Origin of the sequence: Mesorhizobium sp. M1D.F.Ca.ET.231.01.1.1 (assembly GCF_003999155.2) — a bacterium.
Taxonomy (GTDB): domain Bacteria; phylum Pseudomonadota; class Alphaproteobacteria; order Rhizobiales; family Rhizobiaceae; genus Mesorhizobium.
In genome coordinates, this window is the sequence record NZ_RZOZ02000002.1 from 629,827 (window position 1) to 647,585 (window position 17,759).

The following is a 17,759-nucleotide window of genomic DNA, read 5'->3' on the forward strand; positions in this document are numbered from 1 at the left end:
CAGTGCTCGGTCATAGAAGCAGGCAGTTCCTGTGGCAGCCACGGTCAGGCTGATCGGGACCTGCACTACAGCCCCGGCAAAATGGCCCCAGTGGCGAGCACAATTAAGTTCCCAGGAAATCGGGTTTGGCAACCGAGCGTCTGACGTGATAGAAGGTTCCGCTCTGTCTGGATGGGTATTAGCCCGGAGCAGCACTCCATATCGTGCCGGCGCTCGACGAAGGGTCCACCTCTTCGCTTTCAAGCCGCATAACCGACAGCCATCGCCCTAAGTTAAGGGTTTAGAGATTACCGGCAGGCAGGTATGCAAGCGGGCCATCCTCGGAAACTATATAACCGCACGACTAGCTCGTCAGCGACGAAACACCCGCTCGAGCACCCATAGACTATGAGCACCGGCGCGGACTGGAAGAATACGGCTGCATCGCCCGAGCCGGCGGAACAGAAGATCTTGGCATCCAGTCAACGCTCGATACAAGGCGTGCGATCGAATGGCCCGAGCACAAGGGGATCAGAAAGCTTCTCAGAGAATTGAGGACCCTTCGGACCCCAAAAGGGCTATAGCCTGATTTTGGGTTCGCACGCCTAGCTTCTTCTTGGCATTGTCCAAATGAAAAGCGATCGTGCGTGGCTTGATACCCAAGATGCGGCCGGTCACCCAGGCTGAATTACCCCGCGCTGCCCACCTCAGGCACTCATATTCGCGGGATGTCAGCGAAATCCCATCCACTGTTCGATCGCTCGGCAATTTGCGGCGAACGCAACGATGAAAGCAGGCCGCCATCAGTTGAAGAGCTTGTTCGTACCGCTCAGCGACCCGAAGAAATACTGGACGAGGCTCATCGGCGGCAAAAGTAACCGCAGCGATGCGGCCGCGGAGATCGACAATTGGGATCGTCAAACCGCAGCAGATGCTGAATTGAGCCGCCTCATCGAATAGCTGCTGTTGAGCCGGCGACATTTTATCGCCTCCGAAATTCGATCCCCAGTGAAACGGGCAGCCGCCATTTCGAGCACGCAAGACCACAGGATCGAGTTTCTCATACTGATTTTCCAGATACTGTCTGGTCCAGCGGGGTGGATAGTTTGAAATTAGCCTCGGTTTGCCGGAAGGCCGTGCTGGCAAGGAGAGGTAGGCAAAGAAGATTAGGTCAAGTCGTCCGGCCGCCTCAGCCATGGCATCCCGGAAATCTGCCTCATCGACACTCTGTGACAGTCTTTCTAGGAATGTCTCGAAAACAAGTGGCATGTCCCTCGTCATCGTCGCGCTCGATTCTTCCTCTTTCTGCACGCCTTCCGGCTGCGTCGTGTATGTCCCGACAAACGTGATTGAATCCGCGGGCGTCGCTGGGCTGACCGGGCTCCAGAATGCTGCCACACTTTCGATCTTCGTCGGTCATCCCAATCATGCTGGGCTCACCCGATGGGCGTCTGGCAGACGCCTCATGATCTCAACAGCTCAATCAGAGAATCTCCATGCATTAAATCATGACCGCCCCTGCACCGACCAAACCAGGAGAAATCATCCTGCGCTGACCAAAAGCCATCATTGACCCCAGCTTTTGCAGGAATTTGGGTCGGCATTAGCATAACAATTCGGATAGCCGCTCATCCCCCACCCGGGGCGCCGTGATCCGCAAAGAAGTGTTGCGATGCTTTCTTTTCTTTGATAGGCAAATCGTCTCAACAATATTAAAATGCCTTTCCTTGTGAACGGGGTGGCGTGTGAGTATCGTCCTTTTATATACCTGACGTGATAAAATTCACCGCAATGATTATTCTGCTCTTTGTGATGTGAAGGAAGATAATCATCGGCATTGCCGCACTTTGGAACCGGCGACCGTGGCCCGCTGCAATGATGTAAAGGGCACGTCTAAGCTCAATCTGCATCGGAACGTGCAGATGACCTTTACCAGACCCTCGATTCCGCACGGGCCATAATGATACTGATTACGTGGGTCAAAAAGGGCGCCCTGCCGGCGGGGAGGTACACCCGCAGGGCGCGCCGCACAGAGGTCCTGGTCGTTGGGCAACAGGACAGCGGCGGCAGATCTGATTCGGTTACAAATCGTGACTGAAATAGCCCGGAGCATGCTCAAGATCAGATATCTGGAATTCAACAGTTTTGGGTCTGCTCGGCGCAGTAGCGCGCAGGGACATGCCTGCCTCCGGACTCGCTCCTTCGCGATCGCAAAATCATACGGCACCCTCGGCCTTCAGCGCGCGATAGGTGGTATCGACCGACTTTACCGTCGCGTCGACAATGATGTCGATCTCTTTTCGGGTAATGATCAGGGGGGGGGCATAACCGAGGATGTCGCCATGCGGCATGGCCCGTCCGATGACACCATTCTCAAACAGAGCAGCTGCAGTGCGCACCCCGACCTGAAGGTCGGGTTCGAATGGTATCCTTTGTTTTGGGTCCCGCATCATCTCTACGGCCGACAGGATACCCACTCCGCGAACTTCACCAACGATGGGATGTCCCGCCAGCTCGGCCTTCATCCGGTCTTGCCAATACGGTCCAACATCGCGGACATGCTCCAGAATATTTTTTTCTTTAAGCAGTCGAATATTGGCGAGCGCGGCTGCGGCACAAAGCGTGTGCCCCGAATATGTCCAGCCGTGGCCGAGTGCGCCGTGCTTCTCAGTTCCTTGTTCCAAAACCGACCAGACACGGTCGCCAATGATTGACCCGGAGATGGGGAGGTAGGCGGAACTCAAACCCTTTGCGATGGTCACGAAATCCGGACGCATGTTATACAGGTGGGAACCGAACTTCTCGCCGGTTCGCGCGAAGCCACAGACCACTTCATCCGCGATTAGAAGGATATCGTATTTGTCGAGCACCGCTTGAATGGACGTCCAGTACCCTTTGGGGGGCGGCACAATACCTCCTGTCCCAAGTACCGGCTCTCCGATAAAAGCTGCAACCGTTTCCGGTCCTTCGGCCAGGATCAAGGCTTCAAGCTCATCGGCACAGCGCCGGGAGAACGCTTCCTCGCTCTCCTCGACACGCGCCTGGCGGTAATAGTGCGGCGTGGTTGTATGGCGCACCAAATCCAGAGGCAGGTCGAAGAAATTGTGAAAGAAGGGAAGGCCAGTTAGGCTACCCGTGACCAATCCAGACCCGTGATAGCCGCGATTTCGCGAGATGATCTTTTTCTTTTCGGGCCGGCCAAGAATGTTATTATAGTACCAGACCAGCTTGATGTTGGTTTCGTTGGCATCGGAACCGGAGAGGCCGAAATAGACCCTTCGCATGTTCTGACCGAAATACTCGACCACGGCCTCTGCCAACAGGGCGACCGGCTCCGTACCTTGGCTGGCATAGACGTGCGCGAACGGCAATTCGTGTGCTTGCCTGGCAATGGCCTCGGCGATCTCCGTGCATCCATATCCCATGTTGACGCAGTAGAGTCCTCCGAAACCGTCGAGGCTCCTTCGGCCTTCGGTGTCCCAGATATAGACGCCTTCCGCACCGGCCATAATCCTATTTGGCGTTTCGCCTCGGCTGTGCTTGGCCAAATGCGTAGAAGGATGGAAGACGAAGCTTCTATCCTTCTCCCGGAGTTGCTCGGTTCCCAGATTGCTCAAGCGCATGTCCCTCTCCTCGCGATAAATTGGCGGAGGGCACTCGGCCAGCCACCTGTTTAGCAAATAGCATACCGGAAACGTCCCTCGAGTTTCTCGGGAATGCAGGTTATTGGCCGTGGAATTCGCGGGATCGGCCCGAATTGCCGTGAAAACTAAGGCGTCACCTTCGCCTTAGCCGAGGGTCGGGGGCGCGTCCTGCAAACACGAACAGCTTACGACGCGCATGCGCCCACCATAGTGCCCGATTAGCGGGCGATATTGGGTAGTGTGCTGAGGGTTCTGCAAATTCGCTGAGAGAGGGCGGTCATGGCAGGCTGGTGATGTTCAACGTCACCGATTCCCTGGAAGGAACGCCACCATGACCAAGACAGAAAGTAAGACCGCCAGCGCTGCCGTCAAAGACATTCTGCTTTCGAATCCGGATGGATTGCACGAGGTGATCCGCGCGGTGATGCAGGAGGTGCTCGAGGCCGAGATGGACGAGGCGCTGGGTGCTTCGAAGAGCGAGCGCACGCCGGAGCGTCTCGGCTATCGCTCGGGTTACTATGGCCGCACGCTTGTCACCCGGGTCGGCAAGCTTGAGCTGCGGGTTCCGCAGGACCGGGCGGGCCGCTTCTCGACCGAACTTTTCGAGCGTTACCAGCGTTCCGAGCGGGCCTTGGTGGCGACGCTTGCGGAGATGTATGTGCAGGGCGTGTCGACCCGGAAGGTCAAGGCGATCACCGAAGAGCTGTGCGGCCATGAGTTCTCGGCCTCGTCGATCTCGGCCATCAACAAGCGGCTGGACGAGAGCCAGAAGGTTCGGCCCGGCAAAGACGCGCGGCGAGAGCTCCTTGCCATCGACATCTTGATTCGCAGCCGACCAGCGCCGCCAAGTTCTATCGGTCAGCGTGTTGCCTTTCTTGCGATCGCAGATTCGTGGTTGCAGCGCAGGGCGAGCCGAGCTGCGGCTCGCAGGAGGGGGCAGCCGACAGAATTGCGCGGCCTGAAAAGCTGCCTCCATCAATGCTCGCCGCTCGTGCAGTCTCGAAACGCTGGATCAAGCCTCAACGTCGAACAGCCGCTCCTTTTCCTCGCGAAACCAGCGCCCTCGCGCGACGTGATCGTGCCTGACGATCCGACGCTTCGAGCGGGGCTCCTCAAATAGGTTGCACATGACCTGCAGCTTTCTGCCAAACTCAGCAAATCGGACGTCTTCTTATCATCGCTCGGCAAGCTCGGAACAGGCTGGCGGTCGTTGCTAAGGCTAGTCGCCGCCAGCGGATGGCGAGGATGTTTTGGCGGCTAAGTGCTTTTAGGTGGGCGATTATAAGCCGAGATCGCGATAGGTGCTTTCGCCATAGCTCCTGGCGCCATCGCCACGCTGAGCGTTTGAAAGCCGATGAAATTCGCTCGGCCAATTGGCTAGCGCGTGCTTGATGGCCTTCATCTTGAACGGCACGTGCACAACACATTTGTCCCTGATGATAGGCGGACAGCTCACATCTTGTTGCCGCGAGCCGTTAAGGTTTGCTGCGATTATCGGCAGACCTAGATCAAGAGCCAATTCCATTTCCCAGCGCACGAAGCGAAAAAGGTTTTTCGTCTTCTCACCGATCAGGACAAGTACCTGGCTCGATCCATTCATTCTGTTGCGAAGATTGCGTTTAACATAATCTTCGTCCTGTGCTCGGCCCGTCATATTGTCCAGATCGTGAGCGTTCGCGAATTCAAAACTCACATTCTCGCTGGCGTTCCACCCTTTCATAAAGCGGTATGCCCAAGCGTCTTCATCGCCGTCAAATATTACATAGGTCGGATCGCTGTATGCCATTGTTGTCTCTTAGTTGTTTTGACGAGCAACCCACTGGGTGTGCTCCCGTGAGAAAGCCAGTTCGGCTTCGTTCACCGCGGCGGAGAATGCCTCATCCGAGTTGGCGTCCGTAATAAGGTCGGCAGTCAAGCCGATCTCGTGAGCTGTCAACGTGTAAGCCGATGCCAATTCGTTAAATTTCTTGATCTGGGTCCACCCGATAAGGGAGGCGGCGATGACAATTAGCGGCTCGGTCGGCCAGCCTGGCATCGCGGGGTCAGCGATGCGTACTACGATGAACGAGAATCCCAGAGCGTATGCAAAAATACCAAGGCCCATCCAGACTTTCGCGGACCTCTTGTTCGAGCGCGCCTTCTTCTCGTACCACTTCCGTTGGTCGCAGATTCGTCTCTGCAGATATAGGTCTTTTCGTTCTTTTCGCGGGGAGTCCCTTATCGACATCATCTCGTCCGTTGTTTGGGGCGATGCTGAATCGGTGCCGCTCAACGCGCTACCAAGGTGACGATTGCTATCAAGGATATCTTCCATGAGCTTTCGAAAATCAGCTCTGGCGTCAGCCGCGCGCGCGTCATCGAACGGCTGTGCTCGCATCGCGAAGCGCCAAGTCAATGTCTTCACCGACTCTGCCAGAGCTCGAGCCTGATACCAGACCTGCTCGGGCTTTGTGACCGACCGGAAAATGAGGACTCCCATTGAGCAAAGAAATACCGCAGCATAGACACCGAAATAGGCTTTTGATGACGACAAGTCCAAAGAGAGCACCGACGCTAAAAAAAGAAGAACGTACTCTGCCCGGATCAGGCGCAGAAACGTCGCCTGCTGCTCGTTGGATGCCACGTCGGCGCTATTATAGAGTCCAGGATATTTCATTTTTGAAGCACACCAGTCTATTTTGTGGCGGTAAATTCTTTAAGCCAGGATTTGGCAAACGTGAGGTTAGCAGTCGAGCTTACAGAGCCTATTCTTGAGCGAGGCGCGGTCCCTCTGTTCATAAACAGGAATGCAGGTCCTGTCCCATCAATGTAAGGGTATAGGCCCAAAAATTCTTGCCCGGAGAATGTTTCCGAAGAATTTTTTGCCACGGGCAGAACCGCTACCGCGGTCCGAAACCCATCGAAAAAGCCAAGCTCCCAAGGCATCCATCTGGATCCTGGAGAATTGTTTGAATGCACATAGATAAGCGTCTTTGACTGCCTCATACGGGTTCGCAGCAACTCGGCGGTGGCCGAGGAGACCTTTGTGCGGTCCAGTTGTGAATCTTCGACCCAATCTACGTAAGCAGTGAACCCAAGCTCCTCGAAAATTCGCTTCACACCGAGAATGATCTCTGCGTCCTTGAAAGAATGTGACAGAAAAACGTCGAATGACGATCTGGCTGTAGCTGCGGCCGTCTCTTCCTTTAGAACGATCGATGCGGCTCTATGTCCTCGACTGGCATTCGCAACTCTTTTCAGCTCTGCCTCGGTCAGTAGCACTATTCAAATCCCCCCATGATCTGTTCGCAATCTATGAACTTGACGCCCATTCGATTAAGCGACCCTTGTCTTGTGAAAACTGGCACCATGCTCTCCAGCCGGGTAGCGCAACCTCCACCTTCTCAAAGACCACGTCGGCTGGCAGGAGTGACCGGCCTTGTCACCCACCTACGCGCCCCCGGCACAGCCATGCTCCTCACTTAGAAGGCTGCGGAGACCAGCAATGTCAAACAGGACAGACGATCTCCTAATCTCGATCAGCAACGAACTTAGGACGTAAAAACGCGATGGAGCGATCTCCGAATGTCCGCAGGCGTCGAGGGCCCGGTTGGTCGTCAAGGCCGAGCGGGCCAGCTTGCACTCCCGCTATCCGTCGGCTTGCCAAACCCTCGCTGTAGATTTCGCCCCCTACACGGATGCGCTGACCGCGACTAAGCTCAATCGCCACTGATCGCCAATCCAGGGCGAAAGTTCCCCCCTTGAAGTAGCGGTAGAGGCATTTTTCGGCACTTCGCATCTTAGATATGGACGCCTCCTCAACCAGGCACGATCCGGTTTGGCTTCTCGCCGTAACCGTGCTGGGCAAGTGCGTCCGATGGCTGCTTCGATCCGTCTCCTGGAATGATCGGTTCCAGATTGCTCAAGCGCATCGTCCTTCCTCGCCATCAACTGGCGGATAGCGCTCGGCCACCTTTTTCCAGCAATTAGTATACCGCAAATGTCCCTTGAGTTTCGTCGGAATGGGCGCCTTTTGCCGACGAATCTACGGGATCCGCGCCAAACGCCGTTGAAACTTAAACTTTCGGTTTCACCGTTGCCTCAGTGCGGACAAAGGTATCGGTGAATTGGACTTCACTGGTTTCGTGACGACAAGGCTATAGTATTGATCAATGCCCAAGCCTGCCTGCAGCAGTCCCTCCATGAAATCCTGATAGGCGGCCATAGAAGGAGATGCGACCCGCATCAGATAATCGACGCGCCCCCCAATTGCCCAGCAGTCCAGGATTTCCGGGATCTCTTGGATTGCAGTTTCGAAGTGTCGTTGGTCCTCAAGACGATGGCGATCCAGCACGACTTCTACCATCACAAAGATCATGCCGCCAATGAGGGCAGGACTCAGTCGCGCATAGAATCCCTCAATAATCCCTGCGGCCTTGAGTGCTCGGAGCCGCTCCGAACAGGCCGACGCCGAAAGATGAACTCGTTTTGCAAGCTCACTTTTTGAAATCCGACCGTCTGCCTGAATCTCGGAGAGAATCCGGACGTCCCAACTGTCGAGTTGCACGGGGTCGGGTTTCGACTTCATAACCTGTTGCTCTCAAGCAGCGATGACAGCGCCTTGTGCGCCGATCAATTCTATCCATCTTGAATGACCGAATGTAGTAGTGGAACGCATCCGTTCTCGGTCCGAAATGTGCCAGAATGGGGTACGACAATCAGCTGAGGGAGAGCGATCCGCTGAGAAAAGCTGCAGAAGTACTTTGGCTATCGCCCCGACGCCTAACGGGGCAATGATGCCGCTGGAGAGAATAGTCGGCGGCGGCGAAGACCTCCTAATAAATAGATACCCCATTTTCTTGAATCTCCGCTGCCGTACTTGATAGACGTGCGACAGCATTCGAGCCTCGATCGCGTGGACGGCATACTCAATGCAGTATTCAGTGGCACATTCAGCTATTGGGGTGAATTGAAGGCCTTGCTCGTCCGGCTCGCGGAGGCGCAAGGCACCGCAAATGCCGCTCGTCTCACGGCAATTTGACGCTGGAGTCTGGCCGAAATCGCCCAACGGAAAGACTCAAACGCCAATGTTGCGTGCGATGCTGTCGGCCGCCATACGCTTACGCCACTCAAGAGGCCCGGAATTGTGAATGGAGTTTCCCTCAACATCGACGGCCATGATAACAGGCATGTCCTGCACATCGAATTCATAGATGGCTTCCATGCCCAGGTCTTCAAAGGCAACGATCCGCGCCGCCTTAATCGATTTTGAGATCAGGTACGCAGCGCCACCCACTGCAGCAAGGTATGGCGTTTTGTGTCTTACAATCGAGGCGATGGCCGCCGGTCCCCTCTCCGCTTTGCCCACCATCGCGAAAAGGCCGGTTTCGGCGAGCACCTTGTCCGTAAAATCGTCCAAGCGGCTGGAGGTTGTTGGACCGGCGGGTCCAACGATCTCATTTCTCGCTGCCCGGACGGGACCGACGTAGTAGATCACGCGTCCCCGCAGATCGACTGGAAGCGGCTTGCCGGCATCGATCAGTTCGACCATTCGCTTGTGGGCAGCGTCACGGCCCGTCAGCATCTTTCCAGACAGCAGGAGCGTTTCACCGCAGCGCCACGATGCCGTCTCTTCCTTCGTCAGCGTATCTAAATTGACCCGCCGGACGCCGGCTGGGTTCAATTCGTCGGCTCCGATGTCGGGCCATTCGCGCAAATCGGGCGGCTGGAGGCTGATGGGTCCAGAGCCGTCCAAAGTAAACTTCAGGTGCCGGTTGGCGGCGCATTGCGGGATGAGCGCCACAGGCTTGGACGCTGCATGAGTAGGATAGGTCGCAACCTTGACGTCAACGACTGTCGTCAGACCACCAAGGCCTTGGGCGCCGATACCAAGCGCGTTGATCCGCTCATAAAGCTCAATCCGCAGCCCCTCCTCTGCGCTTGACGCCCCCCTTGCGATCAGTTCCGCCATATCGATGGGCTCGTTCATGGCCTCCTTGGCCAGCAGCATCGCCTTTTCAGCGCTACCACCGATGCCGACAGAGATCAGTCCAGGTGGACACCACCCGCTGCCAAGGGTCGAAACGGTATTGACCACCCAGTCGGAAACGGAGGCGCTGGGATTGAGGGTGGTAAAACGTGCCTTGTTCTCCGACCCGCCGCCTTTTGCGGCGATGGTGACCTCAATCTGGTTACCTTGCACCAGGTCGACATGGACAACTGCCGGCGTGTTGTCGCGGGTGTTGACCCGTCTGGCGAGGGGATCCGCAACGATCGATGCCCGAAGGGGATTGTCCGGATCGAGATAGGCTTGACGTACGCCCTCATTCACAAGATCAGCGAAACTGGCCGTTGACTTAATGCGGGCATCCATGCCGACCTTTGCGAAGACAACCACAACTCCGGTGTCCTGACAAATCGGGCGCCGCCCAAAGGCCGCCATGCGGGAGTTCAGCAGAATCTGACCTATGGCATTCTTCGCCGACGGGCTCTGTTCTCGCGTGTATGCGTGAGAAAGAGACCGGATATAATCTGGAGGATGATAGTACGAGATGTACTGAAGAGCGTCGGCGACGCTTCTTGTGATGTCCTTGCCAGCGATGGTCCGTGTTCTATTTCCCACCGGATTTTATCCAAATGACCCGAGGCCATTCACCATTTTCAGAATCTGGAAGCTTCGCACCCCCTGCTCGCCGCCTTCATATCCATAGCCGCTTTGCTTGACTCCTCCATAAGGGGCATCAGCGGAAACCCCTTTCAGGTAATTCACACTAACAGCGCCCGCAGAAAGACCGCCCACAAGCCTCTGTTGCGTATCGGCCGCGCCAGTAAACAAGTAGGCGGCCAGACCGTACTCCGTGGCGTTGGCTTCATCGATCGCCTCTTCGATCGTATCGAAAGGAGCCACGCTGAGAATTGGTCCGAACGGCTCTTCATGAAGCACTCTCGCTTCCTTCGGTACGCCAGTCAGGATGGTTGGCGGCCAGTAAAACCCCGGTCGGTCAAGGGGGGTGCCACCGGTCTCGATTTGGGCGCCGCCCTCTACCGCATCTTTGGTCAGGCGTTGCATGGCCTCGATTCGCCGCGCGTTTGCCATGGGACCCATCTGCGTTGCAGGGTCATCCGGTGGACCGATCCTGATTTTTCGGACCGCCTCCGTCATCCGGAACAGGAATTCCTCATAGCGGGATCGGGCGACAAGAATCCTGCTGGGCGCATTACAACTCTGGCCCGCGCACTCGAATTTGTATTCCGAAATAGCCGGTATCGCCGTTGCCAGGTCGGCATCTTCGCACACAATAACCGGGGAATGTCCACCGAGCTCAAGGATGCAGCGCTGCAGATTATTCGCGGCCAGTGTGGCCAGCTGTTTCCCAACAGCGGTCGACCCCGTGAACGTCAAGACTTTGACAATTGGCGAACTGAGCAGATGCCGTGATATATGCACAGGAACACCGAACACCAGGTTGACCACGCCTTCCGGTATCCCTGCTTGACGCAAAGATTCCACGATATGGACAGCCACGCTTGGCGTCTCTTCGGCCCCTTTGAGGATCACCGGGCAGCCTGCCGCCAGCGCGGGGGCGAGCTTGCGGGCGATGAGAACGGCTGGATAGTTCCACGGCGTAAAGGCAGCGACGACACCGAGGGCCTCCGGCACGATCATCCTGTTCGGACCCAACGGAATCGGGGTCGACAACTCATCGGCATGCCGGCCATTCCATTCCAGCGTTTCGACTGCGCGCGCGTACTCTCCTGTTGCTTCGGCAATCGTCTTTCCCTGTTCGGACGACAGGTCCCTGGCTGCGGCGCCAGCTTTCTCTGCCAGAATGCTGGCGGCAGAGACGAGTATCTCGCCACGCTCTTTGGCGGGTCGTGAGGACCACGCCTTGCGGCTGCGTTCTGCCGAAGCAAGAGCTTCATCCAAGTCTGAAACCGTAGCCGAGGCCACTGAGGCAAATACCTTCTCCGTCGCCGGGTTGATCACCGGCAAAGTGGCTCGGCTACCACCGGCTCGCCATTTGCCATTAATGAAGAGCTCGTAACTCTTGGCGTCGGACATCGCGGGCTCCACTTGACTGAATTCTTGCATACGAGCGCAGTTTCGATATCGAAACTGCTGAACTCGCTTGAGCCAGTTTCATCGCGATGGTCGCGGCGGGTCAAATATCGAATATTGCCGAAATCCATCTGGAATCCAGATCGGGCTGGTCCTAATGGCCGCAAAAGATCATGCCCAGCTTTAAAGGTTAGTTTGTCAGGTCGCCTCAGGCGCCACCGCTGCCCAGCTCCGGATTTCAATCAATTCTCGAGCGACCTTCGGAATGAGCGTGCGGACTGCGGACACGGCGGCGGAACGCTCATCTTTCGGGTTTACAGCAAGCACAACGGAGCGGGTAATCACCGGATCCACGATCTTGACCGTACGGACCAGACCCTGAGAGGCTTCTTTCTGAACCGCAGACGCGGCGAGAATAGAATGCGCTTTCCCCTCTACGACCATGTTGATGATCGTTGAAAGCGAGTCCACTTCAAACCTGACGTCCAGCGCGCAACCGTGCTGTGCGACGACGTCAGCCACCGAACGCCTGACATTGTTATTGCGCATGGGAACCGCCAGGGGGAATGCATGCAGGTCGGCCAGAGATATCGCATCTTCGAATGGCGGCTCACCCGACGGTACCACCAGACAAAGGTTTTCGCGCGCTATCACCGTCATTCGGCCTACGCTATCCGCAGTGCGGTAGAGTACCGCCAGATTGAAGCGTCCAGCAGCCATCCACTCCTCCAGCGGTCCCGTCATACCCTCGACCATCTTGAGGGAGACCCTGGGCAGTTCGTTTCTCACCGACTCAAGCAGGGGGCCGCTCAGGACGCGGGCAGCTCCAGACGGAATGCCAATCGTCACCTCCCCGGCGGGGGAAGCAGCTGTGTTGGTCAATTCCACCTCGGTAAGTCGAATTTCTTTAAGAATCGCCCGAGCGCGTTCGAGCAGTTTGGCTCCTGACGCCGTCACGCTCACACCGGTCCTGTCGCGTATCAGCAGTTGAGTGCCGAAGGCTTCCTCCAGTTGACGCACATGCAGGCTCAGCGCACTCTGGGCAACATTAAGGAAGCCAGCGGCCTTCGTGAAACTGCCTGCTTCGACCACACCGACGAAGTATCTTAACTGCCTGATTTCCACGAGTACCCATCCGAGAGCGGACTGCAATTAGTTTAATCTATCTCGAAATGCGATGGCGCGACAGCAATAATTGTGCCGAGTTGCATAACTCCTAGCCGTAGGGTCGCTCCAGTTTGGTAACCAACCTCTGAGGCCTCAGACGCCCAACCCGGCGCCCGGATCCGTGGCGATGATATCTCGGGCCCTTTGGATAACCGGTGGATCGACCATCCTTCCGTCCAGGGCGAACGCGCCTATGCCCTGCGCCGTCGCATCTTTCTCCGCCGCGAGGACACGACGGGCCCATTCGAGTTCCTGTGGGCTTGGCGAAAAAGCGTCATTGAATATGGCAACCTGGTTTGGATGGATCGCCAAAGCTCCGGCAAAGCCGAGCCGCCGTGCACGCTCCGCAGCCTCACGAAGTTTGTGAGTGTCAGAGAACGCGCCAATGCTTCCTATGAAGCCCAGCGGGAGCAACCCCGCCGCACGGGCGGCAAAAAGAACAGAAAGGTTTGGCGTCAAGAGAAGATCAAGTTCTGGGGCGCCGCCAACAGCGGCACTAAAGTCTTCAGGGCCAAGGGCCATTGCGACCATCCTGGGATGTGACGAGGCAATGGCCGATAGCTCTTGCAAGGCACCTGGGGTCTCGATTTGGGCAAGAAACCGGATACATCCCAACGGAAGATTTCTTTCTCGTTCGAGTTCCGATACCGCATTCGCGATCTCAGCTACCCACGCTGCCGAATCCACTTTCGGAAGAACAAGTGCATCAACGCCCGCCATCACGGCTGCGTCGAGATCGGCCGCCAAGGCTCGCAAACCGCGATTCACGCGAACTAAAACAGAAGCGCCCCTGCGGCCCACCTTTGCCACGGATGCACCAAGCTGGCGCCGTGACTCACCTTTTTGATCCTGGGGAACGGAGTCCTCTAGGTCGAGTATGATGCCATCTGCCCCGCGCTCATGAGCCGCCTCCACAAAACGCGGAACATGAGAAGGAACGAAGAGCAGAGATCTCCATCGGCGAATGGACATCGGGCTTTCAACGGCCGGAATGGTGCCCTTCATGAAGTCGCCTCTGGTGCCGGTTTTAGCGCGGGCTGTGTCAGTGAGCTGGCTGGGCGGCCGTGGGACTGGAAAGGGTTAGGAGTAGGCATGCACTCTGTGGGTCGCAACCGCGCCCCCTTCCCGACAAGGCGCGCGCTCACGCTGACGCAGCTCGTTCGCGCAAACGTCCCAGAACCTCCTCGCGGACAGCCTCGGTATGAGCTCCAAGAGCCGGAACGGGGCGCAGCAAAGGGCGCTCAGAGTTGAAGATCGCCGCCGGCGCTATCGCCTCGATGGTTCCTTCGGGTGTTCCGACCTGCACCTTGCGAATGTGTGGGTGCTTTGAAACATCCGCGACTTCGTTCAGTCGGCCATATGCCAACCCGGCCGCCTCAAGCTCCTGCATTGCTTCGTGGCATAACAGTTCGGAAAACCGCTGTTCGATGATCTCATCAAGTTGCGCACGGTGACCGAGGCGCTCCATATTATCGGCGAAACCAGGTGTGCGTATAAGCCCCGGCTGCTTCAGGAACTTCTCGCAGAAATTCACCCATTCACGGTCATTCTGAACCGAAAAGATGACCTCTTTGCCGTCGGCACAGCGATAGGCGCCATACGGCGCGAGCGACGGGTGTTTTACGCCCGCGCGAACCGTGTGATAGCCGCCGTATTCGTTTTGAAGAACCGGCACGTTCATCCAGTCGGCGACGGCATCGAACAGTGACACCTGAATGCTGGTCCCGTCGCCGGTGACCTCGCGGTGATACAGCGCCTGAAGAATGGCACTGTGCGCTGTCATGCCTGCCGAGATGTCGCAAACCGACACACCCACACGGGCGGGTCCCTGTTGCGTCCCGGTGATCGCACACAGACCAGTTTCGGCCTGGACGATGAGATCATAAGCCTTCAAGTGGGAATACGGCCCCTGCTCCCCGAAACCAGAGATATCGCAGGTGATCAGCCGCGGAAAACGTCGACGCAGATCCGCAGACCCGAAACCCAATTTTTCGATACTGCCCGGCTTTAGATTTTGGATCAAAACGTCGGCACCGGCAATGAGCGTATCCAGGACGGCACGATCCGCCTCAGATCTCAGGTCCAGACAGACTGACTCCTTACCCCGGTTGAGCCAGACGAAGTAAGCGCTCTGACCCCGCACCAACTTGTCGTAATTTCTGGCAAAATCCCCTTCGGGCCTCTCGATCTTGATCACCCGGGCGCCGGCATCAGCAAGGCGAGACGAAGCGTAAGGCGCAGCAACCGCCTGCTCCACGGCAACGACGGTGATCCCCTCAAGAGACTTCTGCATGCGACACCGTGTTTTCATCCAACGTTTTCGTTTTGAATTCGACGACGGTTCAGCATAGCCAGCAACCGATTTTGTTCGTTCCCAACTATTGAGAATGCCTCGTCGACACCCATTCCAGGCTTCGCAAGCATCATGTCTGCCTGGGTCGCCACCGATATGTGGACAGAAGCTTGGGCAGAGAGATCTGTCTCGGTACAGCTTCCTCCAACGTACGCGCCTACCTTGTTCTCCTTGCACAGGAGCACGGCATGTGCCGTGTCAGCCAATGAACCGACATCGGGCGTCTTGATCTGGACAAGATGCGCGGCCCTCGCTTCGGCAAAGAGCCGAATATCCTCGAGCGTGTTGCACCTCTCGTCCACGACAATCCGAGCGCTGGATCCCCGGTCATCCAGAATCGATACTATCCGGGCGTAGTTATCAATTTGCGCTTGCGTGGAACCAAAATCCGCGGGGCACTCAACGTTAAGCGTGACACCCGGAACGGTATCGGCGACCCCGCAGATAAAGTCGGCGATCCGTTGCGGGTCCAAGCCAATTTCTAGTCCTATCCAGCCGTACACATCGAAATGCAGCACCGGATCGTAACCCTGGCGGCCGATTTGGCGCGTGCGCTTTGCAACCCACTTCACAAGCTCCATGAAGGTCTGGCCGCCCACCCCGAATTTCTGCCGTGAATTGATCAGGCCGTGGGGGAGAACATCCACACCCTTCAGAATCATCTTGTCAACGTTGATTTCGCGAGCATCGCCGCTTTGGCAGTAAATCGGGACCGCGCACGTCGGCAGCGGCAGATCGAATTCATTACATATTACCTCTGCCATCGTACTGTGGTGGAGATGGGCCGCGGCGCGGAGCAGCGCCTGGCTGACGCCATACTCAAGCGCGAGAGGCAGCCGCTTATGTTCAAAGGGCTCGAAAACCTTTGCACAGGCATCAACGAAACGAGACGCATCGACGTCGAGCAGCCGGGGCGCCACAACGCCTGACGTCAAATCCGCGGTTTGAGCGGCTTCAAACAACGGATCGCGCCCGCCCGCACCAGAGTATTGGACGCTCATCATATCGCCCCAGACAACTGTATCGTCGCTGAGGACAAGCCCCACGCTGAGCGAAGATGCCGGAACGCGAATGGAGGTGAACCCCGTCGTCATCGGTCTGCCAACATAGATGAAACCGTCTTGGATTGCTCCGGCGCCGATGGCGGCTTGGTCGTCATAGAAGAACGCGCCATTTCCGGGCGCGAGCAGGACGTCTCTGATCTGCACTTCGCTTCGCTCAATGTATTCTAGAGGGCCACTCGGTGCGCGATTATGCGCCACTTGGCATTGAGTTAGCCAATATAATGTTCTGGACCGTCCCATCGCGTTTTCAGATAGCTGGGGCCAGAGTTTCCGAGATCGCTCGATCGGCCGGCATTCATGGGAGCCAGCTTTTCCGGTGGCGCAAAGAGCTTTGCCAGATCTCGGCGCCATCAGTGCCACTGCTCGTGCAGTGGAAGTCGTCGAGGAGCGGCCTGCGGCGCAGCCGCCTGTGCAGCAACCACCGATACCGCGACGGCGCAAAAAGAGCAGCACGGTGACGATCGAGCTTGGCGGCGCCCGTCGGCTGCAGGTCGAGGGTGACATCGATAGCGAGGCGCTCGGCCGGATGGCTTGCCACTGGCTATACGGATGTGCTCAAGGGCTTCCCCGGCCTTGCATTGATGGTGCAGAAGATCTTGAAGCGCGATCCGCACAGCGGCCACTTGCTCGGGCGTCAGGGAGGGCTGATCAAGGTGATCTGGCATGACGGCCAGTGGGCCTGCCTTTTTACGAAATGGACGTTTTATTTGGCCACGTGGCCGACGGCACCCTGGTGATCACGCCCGCTCAACTGGCGCATGCCGCAAATAACCTGGAGCGCGACTCGGCGGGATGAGCAAAGTCGTTGCACGGAGGAGCGAATATTCGTCATGGCCGATGAGCCGATCAGCTTCCTGATGATCTTGCCAGTGCGCACGCGATAATCCTCGCGGAGCTGGCCGCCCGCGCGAGGCACCCGGCGATCGCAGAGGCGCCATGGGAATGGATGCGGAGCGAGCGGGCAAGACTGTCCCGAAGCCTGTCCGGTTGTTGAGCCGATCGACCACTCTCAAATACGTTGCCGAGATGCTCGAGAGGACTGAGCACCTACGACGGCTATCGCAACCGAATTAAGCGAAACTGTCCTCCTCTTCACCTAAGACGACATCAACAACATTCGGCAAACCTACACGAGCGCAGGCTACCGGTGATGCTCCGCCCAAGCCTGCGGCAGGAAATCCCGATGCCATAGCCATCTCGGCCTTGCCCTATGGGGACTCATATCTGGCTCTGGTGACTCAGCCTAGGGGATGCCGATTCCGAAGGATCGCGTGTGAGCGAGATCGAGAATGCGATTGATCAAGCTCGAGTAGCTATGTCCGGCAGTCATAGCGGCCAAGGCGTAAGTGCCGCACATACTCAGCCCCGGCATCGAGTTGATCTCCAGGACAAAGGGCTGACCGGAGCGGTCGATCCGGAGGTCGACGCGGGCGTAGTCCCGGCACTGGCAGGCACGGAAGGTCGCAACCGCAATGTCCTGCAGCAAAGTTGCAAGGCTGCTCTCGACTTGCGCC

The 17,759-nt window shown here is 57.1% G+C and carries 12 protein-coding genes and 2 pseudogenes; 2 read left to right on the plus strand and 12 right to left on the minus strand.

Annotation, left to right across the window (positions count from 1 at the left end; genetic code table 11):
* Positions 1–522 precede the first annotated feature (522 nt).
* Together EN874_RS09435 and EN874_RS09440 are read right to left on the minus strand one after the other, a co-directional pair.
* A complete protein-coding gene (locus EN874_RS09435) occupies positions 523–1,260 on the minus strand; it encodes a LuxR family transcriptional regulator (RefSeq protein WP_126102498.1) in 738 nt (245 codons plus the stop codon).
* 935 nt (positions 1,261–2,195) lie between these two features.
* Positions 2,196–3,602, minus strand: a complete 1,407-nt coding sequence (locus EN874_RS09440) for an aminotransferase (RefSeq protein WP_063169303.1) — start codon at positions 3,600–3,602, stop codon at positions 2,196–2,198.
* 352 nt (positions 3,603–3,954) lie between these two features.
* Between EN874_RS09440 and EN874_RS09445 the strand changes: the two are divergent.
* Positions 3,955–4,389 (plus strand): annotated as a pseudogene (locus tag EN874_RS09445) (transposase); the annotation flags it as partial.
* Between the two features lie 513 nt (positions 4,390–4,902).
* Here the strand turns inward: EN874_RS09445 and EN874_RS09450 are convergent.
* The 9 genes from EN874_RS09450 to EN874_RS09490 form a co-directional block, all read right to left on the minus strand.
* Positions 4,903–5,409, minus strand: coding sequence for a TIR domain-containing protein (locus tag EN874_RS09450; protein ID WP_126097358.1), 507 nt, complete (start codon positions 5,407–5,409; stop codon positions 4,903–4,905).
* A gap of 9 nt (positions 5,410–5,418) precedes the next feature.
* Positions 5,419–6,279, minus strand: coding sequence for a DUF4231 domain-containing protein (locus EN874_RS09455; RefSeq protein WP_095488148.1), 861 nt, complete (start codon positions 6,277–6,279; stop codon positions 5,419–5,421).
* 1,413 nt (positions 6,280–7,692) lie between these two features.
* Entirely contained in the window at positions 7,693–8,190 is a 498-nt protein-coding gene (locus EN874_RS09460) for an Lrp/AsnC family transcriptional regulator (RefSeq protein ID WP_095488146.1), read from the minus strand.
* Positions 8,191–8,679: 489 nt separating this feature from the next.
* Complete coding sequence (locus EN874_RS09465) at positions 8,680–10,224, minus strand: fumarate hydratase (protein ID WP_126097357.1); 1,545 nt, start codon at positions 10,222–10,224, stop codon at positions 8,680–8,682.
* Positions 10,225–10,230: 6 nt separating this feature from the next.
* On the minus strand, positions 10,231–11,664 hold the full coding sequence (locus EN874_RS09470; RefSeq protein WP_126097356.1) for an NAD-dependent succinate-semialdehyde dehydrogenase: 1,434 nt from the start codon (positions 11,662–11,664) through the stop codon (positions 10,231–10,233).
* A gap of 195 nt (positions 11,665–11,859) precedes the next feature.
* On the minus strand, positions 11,860–12,786 hold the full coding sequence (locus tag EN874_RS09475; protein ID WP_126097355.1) for a LysR family transcriptional regulator: 927 nt from the start codon (positions 12,784–12,786) through the stop codon (positions 11,860–11,862).
* Between the two features lie 135 nt (positions 12,787–12,921).
* Positions 12,922–13,833, minus strand: a complete 912-nt coding sequence (locus tag EN874_RS09480) for a CoA ester lyase (protein ID WP_126097354.1) — start codon at positions 13,831–13,833, stop codon at positions 12,922–12,924.
* 136 nt (positions 13,834–13,969) lie between these two features.
* A complete protein-coding gene (locus EN874_RS09485; RefSeq protein WP_167498460.1) occupies positions 13,970–15,121 on the minus strand; it encodes a CaiB/BaiF CoA-transferase family protein in 1,152 nt (383 codons plus the stop codon).
* 14 nt (positions 15,122–15,135) lie between these two features.
* On the minus strand, positions 15,136–16,389 hold the full coding sequence (locus tag EN874_RS09490) for a methylaspartate ammonia-lyase (protein ID WP_126097352.1): 1,254 nt from the start codon (positions 16,387–16,389) through the stop codon (positions 15,136–15,138).
* 353 nt (positions 16,390–16,742) lie between these two features.
* Between EN874_RS09490 and tnpB the strand changes: the two genes are divergently transcribed.
* Positions 16,743–16,982, plus strand: coding sequence for an IS66 family insertion sequence element accessory protein TnpB (gene tnpB, locus EN874_RS09500; protein WP_126097350.1), 240 nt, complete (start codon positions 16,743–16,745; stop codon positions 16,980–16,982).
* 506 nt (positions 16,983–17,488) lie between these two features.
* Here the strand turns inward: tnpB and EN874_RS09505 are convergent.
* Positions 17,489–17,759 (minus strand): annotated as a pseudogene (locus EN874_RS09505) (hypothetical protein); the annotation flags it as partial.

Bases quoted from the DNA above. Each gene is read 5' to 3' on its own strand.
- EN874_RS09435 (WP_126102498.1), bottom strand. From the start codon at position 1,260: ATGACGAGGGACATGCCACTTGTTTTCGAGACATTCCTAGAAAGACTG.
- EN874_RS09440 (WP_063169303.1), bottom strand. From the start codon at position 3,602: ATGCGCTTGAGCAATCTGGGAACCGAGCAACTCCGGGAGAAGGATAGA.
- EN874_RS09450 (WP_126097358.1), bottom strand. From the start codon at position 5,409: ATGGCATACAGCGATCCGACCTATGTAATATTTGACGGCGATGAAGAC.
- EN874_RS09455 (WP_095488148.1), bottom strand. From the start codon at position 6,279: ATGAAATATCCTGGACTCTATAATAGCGCCGACGTGGCATCCAACGAG.
- EN874_RS09460 (WP_095488146.1), bottom strand. From the start codon at position 8,190: ATGAAGTCGAAACCCGACCCCGTGCAACTCGACAGTTGGGACGTCCGG.
- EN874_RS09470 (WP_126097356.1), bottom strand. From the start codon at position 11,664: ATGTCCGACGCCAAGAGTTACGAGCTCTTCATTAATGGCAAATGGCGA.
- EN874_RS09480 (WP_126097354.1), bottom strand. From the start codon at position 13,833: ATGAAGGGCACCATTCCGGCCGTTGAAAGCCCGATGTCCATTCGCCGA.
- EN874_RS09485 (WP_167498460.1), bottom strand. From the start codon at position 15,121: ATGCAGAAGTCTCTTGAGGGGATCACCGTCGTTGCCGTGGAGCAGGCG.